This is a genomic window from Sulfitobacter sp. (assembly GCF_041552635.1).
Classification (GTDB): domain Bacteria; phylum Pseudomonadota; class Alphaproteobacteria; order Rhodobacterales; family Rhodobacteraceae; genus Sulfitobacter.
Genome location: NZ_JBFEKM010000035.1, coordinates 20101 through 27110 on the forward strand (window position 1 = coordinate 20101; position 7010 = coordinate 27110).

The 7010-nt window shown below is 56.8% G+C and carries 7 protein-coding genes; 1 reads left to right on the top strand and 6 read right to left on the bottom strand.

Annotated elements, in window-relative coordinates; translation table 11 throughout:
- Window positions 1-156: 156 nt before the first annotated feature.
- The 3 genes from ABYT07_RS06095 to ABYT07_RS06105 all read right to left on the bottom strand — a co-directional run bounded on the left by ABYT07_RS06095 (window position 157) and on the right by ABYT07_RS06105 (window position 3554).
- Window positions 157-1329 (bottom strand): type III PLP-dependent enzyme, encoded by a 1173-nt coding sequence (locus ABYT07_RS06095; protein WP_372990146.1) that lies wholly within the window; start codon window positions 1327-1329, stop codon window positions 157-159.
- A gap of 250 nt (window positions 1330-1579) precedes the next feature.
- Window positions 1580-2680, bottom strand: coding sequence for an endonuclease/exonuclease/phosphatase family protein (locus ABYT07_RS06100; RefSeq protein WP_372990147.1), 1101 nt, complete (start codon window positions 2678-2680; stop codon window positions 1580-1582).
- 109 nt (window positions 2681-2789) lie between these two features.
- The gene (locus ABYT07_RS06105) at window positions 2790-3554 is read right to left on the bottom strand and encodes a DUF1013 domain-containing protein (protein ID WP_372990148.1); all 765 of its coding nucleotides are present in this window, start codon (window positions 3552-3554) and stop codon (window positions 2790-2792) included.
- Between the two features lie 130 nt (window positions 3555-3684).
- Between ABYT07_RS06105 and ABYT07_RS06110 the strand changes: the two genes are divergently transcribed.
- Window positions 3685-4329 (top strand): ribonuclease T, encoded by a 645-nt coding sequence (locus ABYT07_RS06110; RefSeq protein WP_372990149.1) that lies wholly within the window; start codon window positions 3685-3687, stop codon window positions 4327-4329.
- Window positions 4330-4451: 122 nt separating this feature from the next.
- Here the strand turns inward: ABYT07_RS06110 and ABYT07_RS06115 are convergent, their stop codons facing one another.
- The 3 genes from ABYT07_RS06115 to ABYT07_RS06125 form a co-directional block, all read right to left on the bottom strand.
- Window positions 4452-5429 carry a quinone oxidoreductase gene (locus tag ABYT07_RS06115; RefSeq protein ID WP_372990150.1) on the bottom strand — a complete coding sequence of 326 codons (978 nt, stop codon included), beginning with the start codon at window positions 5427-5429 and terminating at the stop codon, window positions 4452-4454.
- An 11-nt stretch (window positions 5430-5440) separates the two neighbouring features.
- Window positions 5441-6427 carry an NAD(P)H-quinone oxidoreductase gene (locus tag ABYT07_RS06120; protein WP_372990151.1) on the bottom strand — a complete coding sequence of 329 codons (987 nt, stop codon included), beginning with the start codon at window positions 6425-6427 and terminating at the stop codon, window positions 5441-5443.
- A gap of 93 nt (window positions 6428-6520) precedes the next feature.
- Window positions 6521-7010 (bottom strand): energy-coupling factor transporter transmembrane protein EcfT (locus tag ABYT07_RS06125; protein WP_372990152.1); only part of this gene is annotated, 490 nt, incomplete at its 5' end.

Below are 7010 nucleotides of genomic sequence, written 5' to 3' on the forward strand. Positions count from 1 at the left end.
TTCCTAGGGCTGGAAATGTTCGAGGCAGGTACACCTTTTGGCACCGGGGAAGTCAAGAGTTTCCGGACTATTCAGCACAAGGAACTGTAGGGAAGATAGCTGGCCGCCTGCTCCTCCCAAAGCAGACGGCCATTCCCGCGCGACGTTTCCAGTTCTTTACAGAACCAGCACATCAAGCGGCGGAAATCCGTTGAAGCCGACAGAGCTGTAAGAGCTCGTGTAGGCACCACAATTCTTAATCATGATCTTGTCACCATCCCGCAGAGCGAGCGGCAGGTCGACCGGATTCTTTTCATACAGGATATCCGCAGAATCGCAAGATGGTCCCGCCATCACGCAAGGGCCGACCGGCCCGCCATCATGTGCGGTTACGAATTCATAGCGGATCGCTTCGCCTTCGGTTTCGGCAAGACCGGAAAAACGGCCAATATCCAAGTACACCCAGCGACGTTCGGCGACAGCGGATTTACGTGATACCAAGAGGACTTCGGCAGCGATATGGCCTGCTTCGGCGACCATGCCGCGGCCCGGTTCTGCCATGATATATGCGATCTCGCCAAAGCGTTCCTTGACGGCGGCCATCACGGCGGCGGCATAGCCGCGCGGCGCATCCACAACGTCACCGTGATACGCGGGAAAACCGCCACCGATGTTAAGCAGCTGCAAATCGTGACCCGCGGCTTTGGCGGCGTGCCACAACGGGGCCACCTGATCCAGCACCGGGTTCCAGTATTCCGCTTTGCGCGTTTGCGACCCGACGTGAAACGACAGGCCGTACGGCACGAGGCCAAGGGATTTCGCATAATCCAGCAAGGATGGCAGCAGCGTATCGGCGCACCCGAACTTGCGGGTCAGCGGCCAATCGGCCAGCGAATTTTCGACGATCAGACGAATATAAACCCGCGCACCGGGGGCGTTTGTTGCGATTTTATCAAGCTCTGCTTCACAGTCAGCGGCAAACAGGGTCACGCCAATCGAATGGGCGAACGCGATATCAACACCGCGTTTGATGGTGTTGCCAAAGGAAATATTCTTGGGGTCGGCCCCTTGGGACAGGCACAGCTCGATCTCTTGGCGCGATGCGGCATCAAAGCCGGACCCACGTTCCACCAAAAGGCGGATGATCTCGGGCGCGGGGTTGGCCTTGACCGCATAGTGAATATGCGCGTCACCCAATCCGGCATTCAGCGCATCATACTGAACGCCAACACGCTCGCGGCTGACCACAAGTGTCGGCTTATCAAAGCTGTTGTTCCAGATGTATTCTGCGGCTTCGTCAAAATTGGTTGGTGCAGGCGCAAGTGCAGCGCCAGATTCAAGAGCGGTCATATGTCATCTCCAAAGAGCATGGGTGGGCAGGATCGCCCAAACCTGTCGTTTCAAGAGACGTTACCGTCGCTGCATAAACGCGGGTCAATCAGTACAAGGGCTGACCGGCCAGAGGCGCGTGCGTTGGCGTCTGTAGAGGCGCATTTACGCTGTTTTCAGATTCTTGCAAGTGGCAAAAATCCAAGCCGCTTTATTTTATTTTGCGGCTGTTAAAACGGCTGTCTCTTGGCTGTGTTGGCAAGGAACTTTTCTATTTCTCCCAATCTGTTCCAATGGCTTCGCGGTCTTTTTCTTTTTCGTCCTGAACCAATTCCCTAACCTCGTCCCGTTCCTCGGCACCACTGGGTTCAGGCGTGGTGATCGCCTTCTCTGTCCGGGTCAACGCAAGCGAAAACATGATCGGAAAATGGTCGGAACCGATATTGCGCAGACGCGACAGGCGGATCAACCGAAATTCCGCGTCATGAAATAGGTGATCCAGCGGCCAGCGCATGATCGGAATGCCTGCATGGAATGTATTGTAAAAACCACGCCCCACACGCGGGTCAAGCAACCCCGACAGGCGCTGAAAGCGACGCGTGGTCGTGGACCATGCCACATCGTTCAGATCGCCCGTAACGATCGCTGGCATATCATCCTTGCTGGCCTCGATCCCGATCATGGCGATTTCACCATCGCGACCCTTGGTGTCGTGGTTGGGAACGGGGGGTTCGGGGTGCACAATGTACAGCCGCCATTCCTGCCCGTCAGCGTTGCGCACAGTTGTTCTGATGGATGGCACGTCTTCGACCAGCAATTCGCGAACTTGTGTCTCGCTCAAAGGCAGCTTTGACATCAGTACCATGCCATAGGAATTGTCTTTCGGAACCGTCACCCAGTGGGCGTAGTCATCCTTGAGCGCGGCGTGCAGCTCGTCCGTCCACTCCTGATCAACCTCCAGCGCGGTTGCGATTTCGGGTTTTTCCGCTTTGATCAAGTCAATCAGCGCCCCGAAATCACGGTTGGACTGCTTTACGTTGGACGCAAGAATGGTCACATGGCTGTCTTTATCGGCAAGCTCGGCTTGCGAGGCATCAACCGATTGCTGGGCCCATAAGGGGGTAAATTTGACGACATAAGCCAAATGAATCCCAGCGACGACAGTCAGCGTGATCAGTGCATACATTCTGGGTTGGGAATCGAGAAAGACAATACCAAGGACAAACATCACCAAGGTGATTACGAAGAACTGTTCTCGGGGGAAGGCAAGGCCGCGTACCGCACCATGTGGGATTTTACTGAGCGGCAGCACACTTGATAAAAACAAGATACCGACCATGAGCCAGAAAATAGATTTCAAAATCAGGCTCATTATCGGTCCTTTCGAAAAAAAATGGGGCAAAGGACCGCAGACCTTTACCCCAAATATAACGAACGTTTGATCCAGATTGTTCCGAAAATAATCAAAACAACATCAGATATTACTTATCGTCGTCTTCGTCTTCATCATCTGCGCCGTTTTCGGGCAGCTTAAAGAAACTGTCTGCATCAGAATAATCGCCACGGTCGCGATCATCATCATCCGCAGGATTGCCCGAAAGCGTGAATGTCTCAAGCTCTTCGATGGCGGTCGGGATCTTGGGCTCTGTATCCATACCCAAGGATTGCTCTGTGCTGACCAGACGGCGACGCTCGTCGTCGCTCATCAGTCCGCCTTCGGCCGCCTTCTTTGCAGCCGCTTTTTGCACGGCCGCGTCCAGTTCGGACTGCTTGCAAAGGCCAAGGGCAACGGGGTCGATCGGCTGGATGTTGGCAATGTTCCAATGCGTCCGCTCGCGGATCGCCTGAATGGTGGGCTTGGTCGTGCCGACAAGCTTGCTGATCTGACCGTCGGACAATTCGGGGTGGAACTTGACCAACCAATAGATCGACGCGGGCCGGTCCTGACGCTTGGACAGCGGCGTATAGCGCGGGCCACGGCGTTTTTCTTCGCCTTGCGCTGCTGCGTTGAATTTCAGTTTCAACTTGTGCAGAGGGTTGGCTTGGGCTTTCTCGATCTCTTCTTCGGTCAGCTGGTTGTTGGCGACCGGGTCAAACCCCTTGACGCCCTGCGCCACATCGCCATCCGCAATGCCCTGGACTTCAAGCTCGTGCATCTCAACGAAATCCGCGATCTGTTTAAAGCTGAGGGTCGTATTGTCCACCAGCCATACGGCAGTGGCGCGGGCCATAATTGGTTTTGCCATGTCGGTCTCTCCTTAAAACGCACCTTCCCCGTCGCCTGAAACTGGCTGTCCTGCCGGGGGCAGAACGGTTTCCATTGTGGGGGAACTTGGATGTCTTATACTAAGGCTTGGCAAATAAGGAAAGACCTCAATGCGCTTGCTGTTTTTATGCCTCCTGTTGGCGTGCCATGCCCTGCCCCAAAAGGCCGGGGCGACCGGGGAAACCACAGGAGAGTTTGACTATTACGTGTTGGCTCTCAGCTGGTCGCCAAATTGGTGCGCCCTTGAAGGCGACGCACGGCAGTCCCCCCAATGCGACCAGACCGAGGATCACGGCTGGATAATGCATGGGCTTTGGCCACAGTTTCATCGCGGGTTTCCATCCTATTGCCATTCCCCCGAACGCGCACCGTCACGCGGGATGACGGCCACGATGGCTGATATCATGGGCACCTCCGGACTTGCGTGGCACCAATGGAAAAAGCACGGCAGTTGCACTGGACTATCAGCTCAAAGCTACTATGCCATATCGCGCGCGGCGTATGAGGCTGTGGTGCGCCCGCCGGTCTTTCGCAAAGTCAAAGAAGATATCAGATTACCAGCATCAGTCGTTGAAGATGCTTTTGTAAAAGCAAACCCGGATATGGAACGCGGTGGCATCACCGTCACGTGCAAAAGCGGCTTTATTCAGGATGTACGGATCTGCCTGTCGAAAGACCTGACACCCGTTCCATGCGGCCGTGATGCAATCAAAGACTGCACTATGAACGATGCATTGCTCACGCCAATCAGGTAGCAAAATCGCCCTGCAGGCGATAGCCTTCGGCGAGGATATTTAAGAGCCAGAGAATCAAGGCGCTCCACCTTTCTCTGGCTTTCTAAATATCCCCGCCGGAGGCAGCGGCGCATAAGCGTCGCTTAGCTTATTTCAAGGACAGTGCTGCCTGTTGTCTGGCGCGCTTCGAGAGCTTCATGCGCCTTTGCTACATCTTTTAACGCGAACCGCTGGCCAATGTTTATCTTTACATCTCCAGCCAATACCTTGTCGCACAGATGTTTTGCCATTTCCTGACAGGTTGCGTGGTCCCCGATATGGGTGAAGATCGTTGGTCGGGTGATTTTCAAAGACCCTTTGGGACCCAGAATGCCCAGATTGAAGGGCGGCACCGGGCCCGACGCGTTGCCAAAGGAAATCATCATACCAAGCGGTTTGAGGCTGTTCAAAGACCCCTCAAACGTATCTGCGCCAACCGCATCCATGACCGCGTCCACACCTTTGCCATCGGTCAGTTCCTGAACACGCGCGGCCCAGTCTCCGTTCCGATAGTTGATACAATGGGCCGCCCCGTGATCCAGCGCCAGCTGGCACTTTTCATCTGTTCCCGCTGTGCCGATCAAAGTGATGCCTTCGGACCGCGCCCATTGGCATGCGATCAGACCAACACCGCCAGCCGCCGCGTGAAACAGGACCGTATCACCACGTTTCAGCGGCGTTGTGCGGTGGAACAGGTATTCGACCGTCAGCCCTTTGAGCATCATGGCAGCCCCTTCTTCGAAGGAGATACCATCAGGCAAGGGGCAAACCTGCGCGGCAGGCATAACCCGCGCTTCGGCATAGGCACCAGGTGGTTGCGCGGCATAGGCGGCACGGTCACCGACCTTGAGCTGCGTAACCCCTTCGCCGACGGCTTCGATGATGCCTGCGGCCTCCATCCCCATCGCGTGGGGAAGTTGCATCGGATAGAGCCCGGTGCGCTGGTAGACGTCGATGAAGTTCAGCCCGACTGCCTTTTGGGCGATGCGGATTTCACCTTTGCCCGGCTCGCCTATGGGGAGATCGACAAGTTTGAACTGCTCTGGCCCGCCATGGGCCTCGATGATTGCTGTCAGTGCCATATACCTAAGCCTTATCCATTAACTTTGAGAACGATTTTGCCGATATGGCCGCTGGTTTCCATCCGCGCATGGGCTTCGCTTGCCTGATCGAAGTCGTATTCGCTGTCCATGACGGGCGCGATTTTACCGGCATCCAGCAGCGGCCAGACGTGTTCGCGCAGCTGATCTGCGATGCGGGCCTTGGCCAGATCGCTTTGCGGGCGCAGGGTGCTGCCCGTCATGGTCAGGCGGCGCGTCATCAGCGTGGCAAAGTTTACCTCGACCTTTGGCCCCGTCAGGAACGCGATTTGCACCAGACGCCCGTCTTCGGCCAGCGCTTGCAGGTTGCGCGGGATATAATCACCCCCGACCATATCAAGGATCAGGTCAGCACCGCCCTCGGCCTTAAGCACATCGACGAAATCGGTGTCACGATAGTTGATCGCGGCTTCGGCCCCCAGCTCGGCACAGGCTGCACATTTGCTGTCGGTGCCCGCCGTCGCAAAGACGCGTGCCCCGAATTCGCGGGCCAGCTGGATCGCTGTCGTACCGATACCCGACGACCCGCCATGCACCAGAAAACGTTCCCCTGCTTTCAGCCCGCCGCGCATGAACACATTGGACCACACGGTAAAGAAGGTCTCGGGCAGACATGCCGCTTCCTTCATCCCCATGCCTTTGGGCACGGGCAGACAATGGGCCGCAGGCGTCGCCACATATTCGGCATAACCGCCGCCGGGCAGCAGGGCGCAGACCTTGTCGCCAACAGACAGGCCCGACACGCCGTCGCCAATCGCGTGGATTTCGCCAGAAGCCTCAAGCCCGGGCAGGTCGCTGGCGGTGGGGGGCGGTGCATACATGCCCGCGCGCTGCAACGCATCGGGTCGGTTGACGCCTGCATAGGCGACCTTGATGACCACTTGGCCGTGGGCTGGTGTGGGCATGGGCCGCTGTGTAGGTTGCAAGACTTCGGGCCCGCCGGCCTTGGTGATCTCGATTGCGCGCATTGTATCGGACATGGTTCAAAAGCTCCCTTTGGTCTGTTCGGTTGGGATCAACATAGGCCGCAATCACGTGGCGTACAGCCCGAACTGATAGATGTCAGGATCGCGTCAAAGACCGCCACGGGCGCGCAGCGCTTCGGCGACGTGTTCGGCATCGTCAATTGCCAGCACCGCAAAGGGAACCACAATCCGCCAGCCCTGCCGTTTGACGGACCGGGCACGCCACGACAATGCCAGCATCTGGCCCTTTTGCACCAGCACCGGCGTAAAGCGGACAACCAGCGCAATGCCCAATTCGATGCCGCGTGTGTTGATGCCGATCAGGCGCAAGGGCGTCGTCGCCCACATCACCACCGCCACCATCTGCGACAGCTTTGTGGTCATCGTGACCAGGTTGGCCAGCCCGACAGCGGTCACCATGCGCAAAACGATCACCGCTCCGTTGATCAGATCAGCAGTCAAGACGTGCCATATCAGAATCAGCACGATGAAAGGCCACAGGATTTTCAGACGGGAGATACCGATTTTGAAGAACCGCCAGCCCGGTAGCGCGTAGATCAACAATGTCAGGCCGCAGATCAGGCCCTGCGCCCAGACC

What these genes read in the sequence shown, in the direction of transcription:
- ABYT07_RS06120 (WP_372990151.1), bottom strand. Translation starts at nt 6,427, where the DNA reads ATGTCCGATACAATGCGCGCAATCGAGATCACCAAGGCCGGCGGGCCC.
- ABYT07_RS06100 (WP_372990147.1), bottom strand. Translation starts at nt 2,680, where the DNA reads ATGAGCCTGATTTTGAAATCTATTTTCTGGCTCATGGTCGGTATCTTG.
- ABYT07_RS06110 (WP_372990149.1), top strand. Translation starts at nt 3,685, where the DNA reads ATGCGCTTGCTGTTTTTATGCCTCCTGTTGGCGTGCCATGCCCTGCCC.
- ABYT07_RS06095 (WP_372990146.1), bottom strand. Translation starts at nt 1,329, where the DNA reads ATGACCGCTCTTGAATCTGGCGCTGCACTTGCGCCTGCACCAACCAAT.
- ABYT07_RS06115 (WP_372990150.1), bottom strand. Translation starts at nt 5,429, where the DNA reads ATGGCACTGACAGCAATCATCGAGGCCCATGGCGGGCCAGAGCAGTTC.
- ABYT07_RS06105 (WP_372990148.1), bottom strand. Translation starts at nt 3,554, where the DNA reads ATGGCAAAACCAATTATGGCCCGCGCCACTGCCGTATGGCTGGTGGAC.